Source organism: Polaribacter marinus (assembly GCF_022662535.1).
Taxonomy (GTDB): domain Bacteria; phylum Bacteroidota; class Bacteroidia; order Flavobacteriales; family Flavobacteriaceae; genus Polaribacter; species Polaribacter marinus.
In genome coordinates this window covers 132,079-147,075 of sequence record NZ_JAKQYM010000004.1, presented here as the reverse complement: position 1 = coordinate 147,075, position 14,997 = coordinate 132,079, and the positions used below count along the sequence as shown (strand labels likewise).

The 14,997-nt window shown below is 29.6% G+C and carries 13 protein-coding genes and 1 tRNA gene; 8 read left to right on the top strand and 6 right to left on the bottom strand.

Going from position 1 to position 14,997, the window contains the following annotated elements; translation table 11 throughout:
• Positions 1-24 precede the first annotated feature (24 nt).
• Complete coding sequence (locus MC378_RS07345; protein WP_242178106.1) at positions 25-573, bottom strand: hypothetical protein; 549 nt, start codon at positions 571-573, stop codon at positions 25-27.
• A 177-nt stretch (positions 574-750) separates the two neighbouring features.
• On the opposite strand from MC378_RS07345, the gene MC378_RS07340 reads away from it, so the two are divergent.
• Together MC378_RS07340 and MC378_RS07335 are read left to right on the top strand one after the other, a co-directional pair.
• Positions 751-1,050, top strand: coding sequence for a hypothetical protein (locus MC378_RS07340; RefSeq protein ID WP_242178105.1), 300 nt, complete (start codon positions 751-753; stop codon positions 1,048-1,050).
• Positions 1,031-1,276 carry a hypothetical protein gene (locus tag MC378_RS07335; RefSeq protein WP_242178104.1) on the top strand — a complete coding sequence of 82 codons (246 nt, stop codon included), beginning with the start codon at positions 1,031-1,033 and terminating at the stop codon, positions 1,274-1,276. The genes MC378_RS07340 and MC378_RS07335 overlap by 20 nt, the downstream gene beginning before the upstream one ends.
• A 165-nt stretch (positions 1,277-1,441) precedes the next feature.
• On the opposite strand, the gene MC378_RS07330 is transcribed toward MC378_RS07335, so the two are convergent.
• Positions 1,442-1,523: transfer RNA gene (locus MC378_RS07330), tRNA-Leu, on the bottom strand.
• Positions 1,524-1,614: 91 nt separating this feature from the next.
• Between MC378_RS07330 and MC378_RS07325 the strand changes: the two genes are divergently transcribed.
• From MC378_RS07325 to MC378_RS07315, 3 genes are all read left to right on the top strand, one after another.
• Positions 1,615-3,009, top strand: a complete 1,395-nt coding sequence (locus MC378_RS07325) for a dipeptidase (RefSeq protein ID WP_242178103.1) — start codon at positions 1,615-1,617, stop codon at positions 3,007-3,009.
• 15 nt (positions 3,010-3,024) lie between these two features.
• Positions 3,025-5,340: a S9 family peptidase gene (locus MC378_RS07320; protein WP_242178102.1), complete on the top strand. Its 2,316-nt coding sequence runs from the start codon at positions 3,025-3,027 to the stop codon at positions 5,338-5,340.
• A gap of 86 nt (positions 5,341-5,426) precedes the next feature.
• Complete coding sequence (locus MC378_RS07315; RefSeq protein WP_242178101.1) at positions 5,427-7,076, top strand: M1 family metallopeptidase; 1,650 nt, start codon at positions 5,427-5,429, stop codon at positions 7,074-7,076.
• A gap of 11 nt (positions 7,077-7,087) precedes the next feature.
• Here MC378_RS07315 and MC378_RS07310 read toward each other — a convergent pair whose 3' ends face one another.
• Positions 7,088-7,711 carry a peptidylprolyl isomerase gene (locus tag MC378_RS07310; RefSeq protein ID WP_242178100.1) on the bottom strand — a complete coding sequence of 208 codons (624 nt, stop codon included), beginning with the start codon at positions 7,709-7,711 and terminating at the stop codon, positions 7,088-7,090.
• 112 nt (positions 7,712-7,823) lie between these two features.
• Here MC378_RS07310 and MC378_RS07305 point away from each other — a divergent pair, with 112 nt between their 5' ends.
• The 3 genes from MC378_RS07305 to MC378_RS07295 all read left to right on the top strand — a co-directional run bounded on the left by MC378_RS07305 (position 7,824) and on the right by MC378_RS07295 (position 11,739).
• Positions 7,824-8,192 (top strand): BlaI/MecI/CopY family transcriptional regulator, encoded by a 369-nt coding sequence (locus MC378_RS07305; protein WP_242178099.1) that lies wholly within the window; start codon positions 7,824-7,826, stop codon positions 8,190-8,192.
• Positions 8,192-10,537 carry a M56 family metallopeptidase gene (locus MC378_RS07300; protein ID WP_242178098.1) on the top strand — a complete coding sequence of 782 codons (2,346 nt, stop codon included), beginning with the start codon at positions 8,192-8,194 and terminating at the stop codon, positions 10,535-10,537. Before MC378_RS07305 ends, MC378_RS07300 begins: the two co-directional genes overlap by 1 nt.
• A gap of 101 nt (positions 10,538-10,638) precedes the next feature.
• Positions 10,639-11,739, top strand: coding sequence for a DUF4407 domain-containing protein (locus tag MC378_RS07295; RefSeq protein ID WP_242178097.1), 1,101 nt, complete (start codon positions 10,639-10,641; stop codon positions 11,737-11,739).
• Positions 11,740-11,852: 113 nt separating this feature from the next.
• Here the strand turns inward: MC378_RS07295 and MC378_RS07290 are convergent, their stop codons facing one another.
• The 3 genes from MC378_RS07290 to MC378_RS07280 form a co-directional block, all read right to left on the bottom strand.
• Positions 11,853-12,449, bottom strand: coding sequence for a PhnA domain-containing protein (locus MC378_RS07290; protein ID WP_242178096.1), 597 nt, complete (start codon positions 12,447-12,449; stop codon positions 11,853-11,855).
• A gap of 325 nt (positions 12,450-12,774) precedes the next feature.
• The gene (gene ade, locus MC378_RS07285; protein WP_242178095.1) at positions 12,775-14,397 is read right to left on the bottom strand and encodes an adenine deaminase; all 1,623 of its coding nucleotides are present in this window, start codon (positions 14,395-14,397) and stop codon (positions 12,775-12,777) included.
• A gap of 51 nt (positions 14,398-14,448) precedes the next feature.
• Complete coding sequence (locus tag MC378_RS07280) at positions 14,449-14,997, bottom strand: 5-formyltetrahydrofolate cyclo-ligase (RefSeq protein WP_242178094.1); 549 nt, start codon at positions 14,995-14,997, stop codon at positions 14,449-14,451.

Below are 14,997 nucleotides of genomic sequence, written 5' to 3'. Positions count from 1 at the left end.
AGACAATTATTGCAAAAAAAAATACTACCAATTATCTTGATTGTTTTTAAAAAGTTTTAAATATTTATGAAAGTCAGAATTAAAAGTAGATAGCATTTTTCTTGCGTTTTTATTTTTTCTTATTTGATTATAATTATGCCTAACTGCTAATTCTTCTAAAGTATATGATTTATTGACAGATACATTTTGATAAAGATTAACTTCAGATGGTTTAAATTTAATATTAGTTATAGTAACTCTATATTTATTTTCTTTAATTTCTATTTTAATAAAGCAATTATAATCTGTCATACCTGCTAAAGGCACACCGTTTAAATCACTTAATCCTACAAAACTTGATATTCCACTAAAACTATATTTATCATATTTAAGATTATTTAAAAAACTATTTGATTTAATAGTTTTCTTTAAAATCGAAACAATTGAATCTTTTGGTTTCTCAATATTAAAAACTTTTTGCCATAACAACTCCTTAGAATCTTGAAGTTTAAAATTTGCGTGTTCAATTTTTGAATCTTGTGAATTACTAAATATTGAATTCAATAAGAAGATTAAAACTATTAACTTTTTCATATTATTTTTATTTAAAACATTACAATCTTTTAAGTTTTTCAGGTTTAAAGATAATCATACTGTTTTTAACGCAAAAAAACATTTTGATTAATCAATATTTTTTCAATTACTATAAATTATTTCTATATTCAATTTAATAAGTATTATTTTTATCTATTATAGATAAATTTAGATAATATGGCAAAAGGAATAAAAACAGGAGGTAGAAAAAAAGGAGTGCAAAACAAAGATACCAGCGAGATAAGAAAGAACTTCCAATCATTAATAGAAAACAATCTTGAAACATTACAAAGTGATTTAAAACAGTTGGAACCTAAAGACAGAATAAAAGCTATTTTAGATTTATCAAGATTTGTCTTACCTACATTAAAAGCTACTGAATTAAGCACCTCTACAAATGGAAACATTAACCCAGTAGTTATAAGTTTAGGCAATGGAATAAAACCAGCAAATAAGAATGGAACAGATAACAATTAATACAACAACTCAACTACTGGAGTTTATAAAACGTAAGGACGTAAAAAAACAAGATGCAAAAAGAGTAATTAAAAAAGCATTAAACGTTTTAATTCTTGCAGACTACACAAAAGAACAGTTGATATCTGAAACTGAATATTACATAGAGAATTTCTCTAATAACAATTCAAAAGAAAGACCTTTAGTTTTTACAATGTATTTGCCTGATATTGGAAACAGAAAATAAGAATGCACGAAATGTAAGAAATGCACCTTAAAAAACAACTTTATTTTTTTTAAAATTATTTTATAAAAAAGGCATAGAAAAAGAGCCACAGTACAAAAATCGTACAAATTAATAAAACAAAAAACCTCAACTCGCTAATTAATAGCTTGTTGAGGTTTTTACTTGTACAGGCGGAGAGACTCGAACTCTCACACCTTGCGGCACTAGATCCTAAGTCTAGCGTGTCTACCAATTCCACCACGCCTGCATTTTGGACTGCAAATATAAACAATCATCAGAAACTACAAAGCAGTTAATAATAATTTTTCTACTTTTGAGTTCAAATTAAAAAACTACTCATGAGTAACGTAAAGTCTTATATAGAAAATAATAAAAATAAATTTCTAAATGAATTAATCGAATTATTAAAAATTCCATCTATAAGTGCTGATTCTGCTTACAAAAAAGATGTTTTATTAACCGCAGATTTTGTTTTAGAAAGTCTAAAAAAAGCAGGATGTGACAACGTAGAGATGTGTGAAACTCCTGGTTATCCAATTATTTATGGAGAAAAAATCATTAATCCTGACTTACCAACAGTGCTAGTATATGGTCATTATGATGTACAACCAGCAGATCCAATAGAGTTATGGACTTCTCCTCCTTTTGAACCTGTAATTAAAAAAACAGAGATTCATCCAGAAGGAGCCATTTTTGCACGTGGTGCTTGTGATGACAAAGGGCAAATGTACATGCATGTTAAGGCTTTAGAATACATGACTTCTACAGGGAATTTACCTTGTAATGTAAAATTTATGATCGAAGGAGAAGAAGAAGTTGGGTCAGAAAGTTTAGCTTGGTTTGTACCAAGAAATAAAGAAAAATTAGCAAACGATGTTATTTTAATTTCTGATACAGGAATGATTGCAAACGATATTCCTTCTATTACAACAGGTTTACGTGGTTTAAGCTATGTAGAAGTAGAAGTTACTGGCCCTAACCGAGATTTACACTCTGGGTTATACGGAGGAGCTGTTGCAAATCCAATTAATGTTTTAACAAAAATGATTGCTTCTTTACATGATGAAAACAATCATATTACCATCCCTGGTTTTTATGACAATGTAGAAGAATTATCAACAGAAGAAAGAGCAGAAATGGCCAAAGCTCCTTTTTCTTTAGAAAATTACAAAAAGGCTCTAAATATAGATGCTGTTGATGGTGAAAAAGGATATTCTACTAACGAACGTAACTCTATTAGACCTACTTTAGATGTAAATGGAATTTGGGGAGGCTACACTGGTGAAGGTGCAAAAACAGTAATTGCTTCTAAAGCTTATGCAAAAATCTCAATGCGTTTAGTCCCAAATCAAGATTGGAAAGAAATCACAGAATTGTTTAAAAATCATTTCGAAAGTATTGCTCCTAAATCTGTAAAAGTTGTTGTAAAACCTCATCATGGCGGACAAGGATATGTAACTCCTATAGACAACATAGCTTATCAAGCTGCAAGTAAAGCATATGAAACTACCTTTGGTAAAACTCCAATTCCTCAAAGAAGCGGTGGTAGTATTCCTATAGTTGCTTTGTTTGAACAAGAATTAAAAAGTAAAACTATTTTAATGGGCTTTGGGTTAGATTCTGATGCAATTCACTCTCCTAATGAGCATTTTGGTGTTTTTAATTACTTAAAAGGTATTGAAACAATTCCGTATTTTTATAAATATTTCACAGAATTATCAAAGAAAAAATAACTAACAAATCTATACATGAAAACAACACATCTAAAGTTTATTGCCTTTTTGTGCATATTATTATTTATGATTTCTTGTTCTAAAAAGGTAGAGCAAAAAGAATTTACTGTTGCAGAATATGAAGCAGCTGCAGCCCATATGGATAGAAGCCTATATGGATTAGTATATAATCAAGTTACAGGGGCTAATTTTATAAACAATAATAAGTTAGTCTATGCTAGTAAACATAAAGAGGGTCAAAAATATTTTTTAGTAAACACAGAAACAAAAACTAAAAAAGAAGCTTTTAATCACCAAGAATTAGCCGAGAGTTTGTCAAAAGAAGTAGGTAAAGAAATCAAAGCAAATGCACTGCCTATTTATGGTGTATCTTTTTCTAAAGATTTAAAAACACTTTCTTTTACTGCTTTCAGACAAAAATACAGCTACAATTTAGAAAATAAGACACTATTAAAAGAAGCTACTAAATTAAAAAGAGCTTCTAGAAATGAACATGTTTCTCCTAACGGAAAACTAGCTGCATATATAGATAACTACAACCTTTGGGTTCGTAACTTAGAAACAAATGCGAAAACACAACTTACTTTTGATGGACAAAAAGATTATGGCTACGCAACTAATAATGCCGGTTGGACTAAAAGCGATGGGGCTGTTTTAAAATGGTCCCCAAATTCTGATAAAATTGCAACTTTTCAACAAGATGCACGTGGAGTTGGCATGATGTATTTAACTTCTACAAATGTAGGGCATCCAAAATTAGAAGCATGGAAACATCCATTACCAGGAGATGAAAAAATATTCACTATTGAACGTGTTATTATTCACTTAGGAAGCAAACCAAAAACGGTACGTTTAAAAATGAATAAAGATTTTCAAAGAGGATCAACTACAGATCATATTGCTGGTTGGAATAACGAATTGTTAGATGCACAATGGAATAAAGAAGGCACAAAATTTGCCTTTGTTTCTGGTTCTAGAGATCATAAAGTTGCACACTTACAAATTGCTGATGCAAATACAGGGAAGGTTACATCCATTCACAAAGAAGTTGTAGACACCTACTATGAATCTGGTGTAAATACAGAAAACTGGAAAGTTTTATTTGATTCTAATGAATTTATCTGGTATTCAGAAAAAAGTAATTGGGGACATATTTATTTATATGATTTAGAGACAAAAAAGTTAAAAAACCAAATTACCTCTGGAGATTGGATTGTAAAACAAGTAAAACATATCGATGAGAAAAAGAGACAAATTTATTTTTCTGCAGGTGGAAAAGAAGAGGGAAATCCATACCATAACTATTACTACAAAATAAATTTTGATGGATCAAACCTTATCAATTTAACACCTAGTAAAGGAACACATACTGTTACTTTTTCTGATGATTACTCAACGTTAGTTGATACTTATTCTACAACAACAAATCCTCCTGTTTCAGTTATAAGAAATAATATAGGTGAAAAAATAATTGATTTAGAAACAGCAGATATTTCTGAATTAAAAGCTAAAAATTGGCAAGAGCCTGTTGAGTTTTCTGTAAAAGCCAGAGATAACAAAACAGATTTATATGGAGTACTTTTCTTACCATCTAAATATGACGAAAGTAATAAATACCCTGTATTAAATTATATTTATCCTGGCCCACAGTCTGGTAGCGTAGGTAATTATGGTTTTAGAGCTATTTGGAGAGATTTTCAAGCTGTATCTGAACTAGGGTTTGTTGTGGTTGCAGTTGATGCCATGGGAACTCCAATGCGCTCTAAATGTTTTCATGACGCTTATTATGGAAATATGGGAGACAATGGTTTACCTGATAATATTACTGCCATTAAACAATTAGCACAAAAATATAAAGGAATGGATATTGAAAGAGTTGGGATTTGGGGACATTCTGGTGGAGGTTTTGCTTCTACAAGAGCGGTTTTTGAATATCCAGATTTTTATGATGTAGCTGTTTCTGGTTCTGGAAATCATGATAATAGAAATTATGAAGCAGATTGGGGAGAGAAATGGCAAGGTCTTTTAGTAGATGGAAAAGCTGATGGAACAACAAATTACGACAATCAAGCTAATCAACTAATTGCAAAAGATTTAAAAGGTAAATTATTAATTACCCATGGATCTATGGACAATAATGTTCCTCCATCAAACACCATGTTAGTAGTAGAAGCACTAATAAAAGCCAATAAAGATTTTGATATGATTATGTTTCCAAATAAAAGACATGGTTATGGAGATATGACAAAGTACATGACCCGTAAACGTTGGGATTATTTTGTAACACATCTTTTAAATGCAAAACCGGCAAAAGGATTCAAACTAAAATAACGTTTTATAAAACAAATTTTTAAATCTAGCTTGTCTAAGTAATATTAGACAAGCTTTCTAATTCATTTTTAATAAATCTTACCATTATGAAGTATCTTTCTTACCTCCTACTTTATTTTACAATAACTAGCTCTTTAAGTTTTCAAGCTCAAGGATTGTTAAGTGATAAAGACAGTTTTACAAGACAAGATACTTTAAGAGGTTCTATTACTCCAGAAAGAATTTGGTGGGACTTAACCTATTATCATTTAGAGGTACAAGTAGATCCTAGTAAAAAATATATTTCAGGGAAAAACACCATTAAATACAAAGTTTTATCGACTTATAAATCGATGCAAATTGATTTACAAGCACCTTTAATAATTACTAAAGTTACACAAGATGGAAAAGAATTAAAGGTAATCCACGATGGCAATGCACATTTTGTTCAGCTTGTAAAAAATCAAAAAATAGGCAATACAGAAAGCATTGTCGTTTATTATGAAGGAAATCCAAAAGAAGCTAAAAGAGCTCCTTGGGATGGAGGTTTTTCTTGGAAAAAGGATAAAAATGGAAATGATTTTGTAGCCACTTCTTGTCAAGGCTTAGGTGCAAGCGTTTGGTGGCCCTGTAAAGATCATATGTATGATGAAGTAGAAAATATGAGAATTAGTGTTACTGTTCCTGCTCATTTAATGGATGTTTCTAATGGTAGATTAGAAAGCATAGAAGATCATGGAACTACCAAAACCTACAATTGGTATGTAGACAATCCTATCAATAATTATGGCGTAAATGTAAATATTGGAGATTATGCACATTTTTCTGAAATTTTTTATGGTGAAAATGGTCCTTTGGACATGGATTATTATGTATTAAAAGACAATTTAGAAAAAGCCAAAATACATTTTAAAGATGCTCCTAAAATGATGAAAGCCTTCGAACATTGGTTTGGACCTTACCCTTTTTATGAAGATGGTTATAAATTAGTAGAAGCACCATATTTAGGGATGGAACACCAAAGTTCTGTAACCTATGGAAATCAATATATAAAAGGATATTTAGGTCGCGATTTATCTGGTACAGGTTGGGGATTGAAATTTGACTTTATCATAATTCATGAATCTGGACACGAATGGTTTGCTAACAATATTACCAATAAAGATATTGCAGACATGTGGATTCATGAAAGTTTTACCAATTACTCAGAAAACTTATTTATAGATTATTACTATGGAAAAAAAGCTGCTTCAGAATATGTTATAGGCTTAAGAGAGTCCATAGGAAATAAAAGTCCTATTATTGGGCAATATAATGTAAACAATGAAGGCTCTGGAGACATGTATAACAAAGGGGGTAACATGCTTCATACGCTTAGACAATTAGTAGACAATGATGAAAAATGGCGTTCTATTTTAAGGAAAATGAATAAGACTTTTTATCATCAAACAGTAACAAGCAAACAGATAGAAGCTTTTTTAAGTACAGAAACGGGATTTGATTTGACTCCTTTTTTCAATCAATACTTAAGAGATCCTAAAATACCAACCTTAGAATATTCAATTAATCATAGAACATTAAAATATAGATGGATTCAAGTAGTTTCTGGTTTTAAAATGCCTTTAAAAGTTTCTATAGAAGGAAAAAACAAATGGATTTATCCAACAGAACAATGGAAAGAACTAAGGTTAGCAAATCAAAAATCTACCTTAAAAATAGACCCTAATTTTTATGTATATGATAAAGAATTGAAATAAATTAAAAAGGGTTATTTTATAATATATGCTTTAATTATATAATCTACTTTAGGAAATTTTTCTCTTAAATATACATTACCAAACTTTGTAATTGAATCTTGTTTTCTTCCAAGTTGATCACCATAACCGCTGTAAAATTTTAAAACATTTTCTTGACCAGCAATTACTTTTGCAATTACAGGAAAACCGGTTACACCAGAATAAGATAGGGTATCTAACCTATTATTATCTTTTAAATTGATAAATATTTGATTTGACCGTGTGTTTTTTCCTCCTCTAGCAAAAGAAATTGCCATAGCGTCATTTTTAGCCAAAACAGGTTCATCAGCAATTCCTTTACTCCAACTTTTTTGAATAATACTATCATTGTGAATTCCAAATTGTGCAACAAAATTTGGAACAACTCTAAAAATAGCCACATCCGTATAATATTCGTTTTTTATCATTTGATATAATCTATCAACACCTTTTGGAGACCAAGGTCTTCTAGCTACAATATCAAAATTTCCTTTTGTAGTCTCAAATCGTGCCTTAAAACTATTTGGAGCTTCTCTCTTTAACCATTTCTCTTTAAACTTACTAGAAGCACATGAAGTCAATAAAATGATGCATAATAATAGAAAGTATTTTTTCATATTCGTTTATTATAGGTATATAACAAATATAGTTAAAATGAAAAAATGACACCTCTACGTTTGTAGAATACAGTTTTTTGTTCTATGTTTGTAGAGTAAAACAACAATAATTATGCAATTATCTAAAACCGAAGAGCAATTAATGCAATATTTATGGAAACGTAAAAAAGCATTTTTAAAAGAATTATTAGAAGATTTTCCAGAACCAAAACCAGCAACCACAACGGTTGCAACTTTGTTAAAAAGGATTTCTGATAAGGGTTTTATTAGTTATAAATTATTTGGAAAATCTAGAGAATACTACCCGTTAATTAAGAAAACAGATTATTTCTCGAAACATGTAAACGGATTGATAAAAAACTTTTTTAATAATTCTGCAAGCCAGTTTGCTTCATTCTTTACAAAAGAAACAAACCTATCTACAGAAGAATTAGAAGAATTAAAAAAAGTCATCGATAGTCAAATTAAAAAACAACAATAATGATACTTTATCTATTAAAATCTGCAGGTTGTTTAGCATTATTACTATGCTTTTATCATTTGGTCTTAGAAAAAGAGAAAATGCATCAATTCAACCGTTTTTATCTTTTAGGGAGTGTATTGTTCTCCTTTTTATCACCTGCCTATATTATTTATATAGAGGCTATTCCACAAACAATAGAAACTGTAAAATCTACTCAATATTTTTATCCAATTGAAACTTATGCAACTAATACACCATTAGATAAAAACTTTGATTACTCAACAATATTTATTGGAATTTACATTCTAATTTCAGGAATTATTGCAGTTAGATTTGCCATTAATCTATTTAAAATCATTCATAAAATTAAGACAAATCAACAAGAAAAACTAAAATTTGCAACACTTGTTTTAGTAGATGATAAAATTTTACCTCATTCATTTTGGAGTTATATTTTTATAAATAAAGAAGAGTACAAATCAAATCAAATAGAACAAGAATTACTAACACATGAATTAACCCACGTAACACAAAAACACACAATAGACATTTTGTTAATGGAAATTCTATTGATTGTTTTCTGGATAAATCCACTATTCTTAATTCTAAAAAAAGCAATCCAATTAAATCATGAGTTTTTAGCAGATAATAAAGTTATAAACACATATAAAAACACATTTCAATATCAGCATTTATTACTTAGTAAAGCTGCTTGGAACAACGAATATTACTTGGCCAGTAATTTGAATTATTCACTTACTAAAAAAAGATTAAAAATGATGACAACAAAAAGTTCGCACACAATAATCTTGTTAAAAAAACTGGCGGTAATTCCGTTATTAACAGGGTTTATCTTCCTCTTTGCAGAAAGAGTTGAAGCACAAAAAATCATTGAAATAGTAGAAAATACTCGTTTTAAAAAAGGAAAATTATCAGAAAAAGAAATTTACAAAGAGTTTTATTACAAAGATCTTATTATAATAAAAGAAGATAAAAATGGTAATAAGATTTCTAAAAGGTATAACGAATTAACAAACGTAGAAAAAGCAAAATTAGTTCCACCTCCCCCAATAAAACTAAAAAAAACAACTCTTACAAAAAAGAAGTTAGAGGACTTAAAAGACAATTCTAAATATGCAGTTTGGATTGATGGGAAATCTGTAAAAAATGAAGTTTTAAATAACTATAAAAACACCGATTTTTCACGTTATTCTAATAGTTTTGTTTACAAAAATGCTAGAAGTAAACGTTTTCCACAAGAAAACCAAATAAACCTATATACCAACAACTATTTTAACACTCAAAACAAAGAAAGAGAAAATGAATTTATAGAGTACATTGAAACAGAAAAATTAAAAAGTGCAAAATGGCAAAAATTACCAAATGGTGAAAACATAAAAATAATAGAAAATACTCCTCTAAAAATAATTAGAGAGCAAGCCAATAGCACAAAAGAAGATAAAATAGAAACTGGATTTAAAGATATTAATAATAAGAAATATTATTTTGTTACAGTAAATAATAAAACCAAATTTTATAATAAAGACGGTAAATTATCAGATAATTCAGGCAAAATAATTTCGAATAAAAAGTCCAATGCAAGTGAAATTATACCAGGTAATTATGTAACAAAAACATACTTTAACGGAAAGCTTTTTTGTGATTTTATTGACGACAATTCATTAAAAACATCTTACTCAAAAGAAAATAACATAAAATATGTAAAAGAGTATCAAGAATTAAATAAAGTTTATGAGTCTCAAAGAAATAAAAAACCCCATTTTGTAGAGAGTTCTAAAGAAATACAAAAAAAATTAAGCAACTTGTATTCTAATTTATGTAGTATGTATTTTAAGCTTTCTAAAGAAAACAAAAAGAAAGTAAAAAGACCGATTCCCCCTCATGATCCTTATTTAAAACTAAGAAAAAACAATAAGGAATTTTATAAACTGAGGTCTGAAATGACAGAAGCAGATAAGCTACTAATTCCGCCACCGCCTCCAGTTCCAAATGCTACAAAAGAACAAATTTTAAAAGCCGAAAAAGCTTATAGTGATTGGAAAAAAAGGACTGGAAACGATATTCAACCACCACCTCCTCCATCTAAAAAGACTAAAAATCCTTGGGTAATAATAAGCGGAGACACACCTCCTCCACCTCCTCCTATCTCTCCTCTAGATCATGTAATAAAAATGGCCAAAAAAGATGCAATTTTTTATTTTGAAAATAAAGAAATCACTTCTGATAAAGCTATTGAATTACTTAAGAAAAACAAACATTTAAATATTGATACTAGAAGTAAGGGTTTAAAAAAACCGATTGTTAAAATTTCTAAAAACCCAATTTCTATTAGAAAAGAGTAATCGAACCCACCCTCAACCGAAAAAACCTCGACCTTTCGAGGTTTTTTTATGTAACAAATTCTCTTCAAACACGTTATACCTATATAATCAAATAGAAAACTGTGCTTAAAAAATTCTTTATTACCTGTTCAGGAGTCGATAAAACTATCTTAAATAATTGTTCCGATGGTGAACAAAACAAATATGTTGGAGTTGGTGCAACTGTATTTTTCACCGCTGTTATGGCAAGCATCGCTGGTAGTTATGCTCTTTACACTGTTTTTGATAATTTGTACGGAGCCATTTTCTTTGGAATTATTTGGGGATTGTTAATCTTTAATTTAGATCGTTTTATAGTTTCTACCATTAAAAAATCGGATGCTAAATGGAAAGAGTTCTTACAAGCTTCTCCTAGAATTGTGTTAGTTGTTATTATTGCTATTGTAATTTCGAAACCTTTAGAATTAAAGTTATTTGAAAAAGAAATCAACCAGGTTTTGTTAACCGAAAAAAACCAAATGACGCTAGATAATAAAACGCAAATCGCGGAACAATTTACACCAGAAATTGCAAAAATCAATTCAGAGATCGAAGCTTTAAAAATAGAAATCCTTACAAAAGAATCCGAAACAAATGCTTTATATGAAACCTTTATTGCAGAAGCCGAAGGTAGAAAAGGAACAAAATTATTAGGAAAAGGACCGGTTTATAAAGAAAAAAGAGAAAAACACGATGCTTCTTTGTTAGCTTTAAATCAGCTTAAAAAAGACAATGCAGCAAAAATATACACGAAAGAACTAGCAATTGTTAATTTACAAAAAAAACAAGAATTGTCTGAAACAACCTCCCAACCCATTATTGCCAATTTCGATGGATTAATGGCAAGAATAAATGCTTTAGGAAAATTACCTTGGTTGCCTTCTTTCTTTATATTCTTGTTGTTTTTAACTATTGAAACATCTCCAATATTTGCTAAATTAATTTCACCAAAAGGAGAATATGATTTTAAATTAGAAGATAATGAATCTGCCATTAAAACATGGGTACAACAACAAGTGTTGCAAAGAGAAGAAATGTTAAATGCAGATATAAATATTAACAAAAAAGTATATCATGATATTTCTGAAGAAGAAAATTTGTATGCTTATAAACAAAAAATGGCTCGCGATTTAATGAAATTGCAAGCCGATTCTTTTTATAATAAACAACAAAAAATGTTGTAGAATTTTCACAAATTCATTGTCATTCTGAACGAAAAATGAGGAGGAATCTCTTTTAAATTTGAGATTTCTCCATCGCTTTAAAAAGCTCATTTTGTAATGACAAAAAAAGAAACTTACTCCTTTTCTGCCATTTTCTTAACGTAATCTGTAATAATTACAATTTGTGTTGGCCCAACTTTACCTTCTATATATTTAGCATTTTCATGATCTAAAGAAATTCTACGAACCGCAGTTCCTTGTTTTGCCACCATGCTAGATCCTTTTACTTTTAGGTCTTTTATTAAAACCACAGAATCTCCTGCTTCTAAAATAGCACCATTTGCATCTCTATGAATAATTTTTTCACTTTCATCTAAATGATCTCCAGATTCTTTTGCAAAACGTAAATCATCATCTTCTAAATACATCATGTCTAACAAATCTTGTGGCCATCCTTCTTTTCTTAAACGAGACAACATTCTCCAAGCAACAACCTTTACAGCTCTGTGCTCAGACCACATAGAATCATTTAAACAACGCCAGTGATTTGCATCTGTTTGGTCTGCATTGTCAATTTGAGTAATACAAGTTTCACAAGCTAGTAAACTTCCATCTACACCTCCACCACCTGTTAGACTTGGTTTTACTTCATATATTGATAAATTATCTTTTGAAGCACATAATTCACATTGATTTCCACTTCTACTTTCTAAATCTTGTTGTAAACTCATAATTTTTTATTTTAATTCTGCAAAAGTACATTTTTAAATGAAAAATGCTAATTTATTTCCAAAGAAGTAGGTATTAATTTAAGAATTTGATAAAATTTTAACTTAAAGTTATTCTCGTTTTTACTACTCGCTTTTTTTATCCCAAAAAAGGAATAAAAAAGAGTTCAAACAATTGCTTCAATCAGGGCTAAACTTGTTTGCATACGTATTGCATTTACCAAACAAATTGTCACTTCGAAGAATGAGAAGTCACATAACAGTGATAACCCAAAACTGATTAGGTTTACGAGATTTCTCCCTTTGGTCGAAAAGACAAAATTGAATGTTATTTAATTTCTAAAGAAGTAAATTTAAAAGTACTTCCATCAAACAAACCTTTGTCAGATAATTTTAAAGCAGGAATTACCAACAAGGCCATAAAAGACAAACTCATATAAGGCGCGCGTAATTTACTTCCCATTTGTTTTGCCATGGTATCTAATTCAGCATAGGCTTTTCCTATTTCTTTAGCAGGTTTATCACTCATAATTCCAGCAACGGGTAACGATACAATTTTCTCTTTAGTTGCGGTTACAGCACAAACTCCACCTCTATTCTCAATTAATAAATTTACTGCTTTACAAATCATTTCATCAGAAACACCTACGGCAATTATGTTATGAGAATCGTGGCCAACAGAACTTGCAATGGCTCCTTCTTTAATTCCGAAGTTTTTAATAAACGCAATTGCTGGATCGTCATTTTGATAACGATTTACAACGGTCATTTTTAAAATATCTGTTTTTGTGTTTGATACTAAATTTCCATCAATAATTAAAGAGTCTGCTTCTATCTGGTTGGTAACTAATTCGCCATCTAAAGCTTCTATGACTCTAATTTTTTTAGATGAAGATTCAAATTTAAAATCCGAAACCTCTTTTTTATCCGTATTAAAATTATTCAACACTTCAAAATCTACATGTTTTATAAAAGATTCTCCTTTTTTAGCAACTAGTTCACCATTAATATACGTTTCTAAAACGTTGAATTTCTTTAAATTATCAACTACAACAAAATCTGCATCATCTCCTTTTTGTAATAAACCAACATCTAAATTGTAATGTTTTACAGGATTTACACATGCTGCTTGTAATACTTTAAAAATGTCAATTCCTTTAGCCACTGCTCTTTCACACAATTGATTGATATGGCCTAATAGCAAATCGTCTGGGTGTTTATCATCGGAACAAAACATCATATGCTCAAAATGTTCTGGTAATAAATCGATTAAAGCTTCGAAATTTTTGGCAGCACTTCCTTCACGAATAATTACTTTCATTCCTTTTTGTAACTTTTCTAAAGCTTCATCATAGGTAAAACACTCATGATCTGTAGAAATTCCTGCTGAAATATATTTGGTAACATCATCGCCTCTTAAACCTGGGGCATGACCATCTACGGGTTTGTTGTTGTTTTTTGCATGTTCAATTTTCTTTAAAACCTCAGCATCATCAAATAAAACACCTGGATAATTCATCATTTCTGCCAAATATTTAATATCTGGATTCTCCATCATCAATTTAATATCATCAGCATCTATAATGGCTCCGGCACTTTCAAAAGAAGTTGCTGGCACACAACTTGGCGCGCCAAAATTAAATTTTAACGGAACTTTCTTTCCGTTTTCAATCATAAAATCGACTCCTTTTACTCCTAAAACATTGGCAATTTCATGTGGATCAGAAACCGTTGCAACGGTACCGTGAGTAACTGCAATTTTAGCAAATTCAGAAGGCACCAACATAGAACTTTCTATATGAATATGTGCATCTACAAAACCGGGTAAAATGTAATTTTCTACAGAATGATTTGTTGCTTTTACAGAAATAATCTTTCCATTTTCAATAGCTACTTCACCTTTAAATATTTGCTTATTTTGTATATCTACAATGTTTCCCTGTACAATCATTTTACGAAATTATTTATTACAAATTTACAAAGAAAAAACACGATTTACGACTTAGATTGAATAGATTACTTTATCTAAAGCAATATCGTATTTATTAATATCTTCTATTTGTTTAATTGGTTTAAAGAAGTTTAATCCTATAATTTTTGCGTCTTTTCTACAATTGGCTAAAAAACGATCGTAATATCCTTTTCCGTAACCAACCCTATATTTTTGAGCATCAGAAATTAACATTGGAACAAAAACAATATCGAGTTCTTCCTCGCTAACTTGTTCTGCATTTACAGGCTCAGGAACTCCAAATTTATTCAATTCTAAGGATGTATTTTCATCAAAGTAAAAATGAGAAAGTGTAGTGCTTTTAAAATTACATTTGCTTACTACAACTCGTTTATTCATCTTTCTAAAATAAGCAATTAAAGGTCTAGTATCTATCTCTTTAAATTTTTTCATGGAAAGAAATAAATGTACATTTTTTACATCAGAAATATCTAAATCATAAATTTGTTGATAGATCTTCTCTTGTAACATCAAAATTTGATCTTCTGTTAATTCTTTTCGTTTTTGTTTGTAAATAGCTCTCAGTTCTTGCTTTTTCAT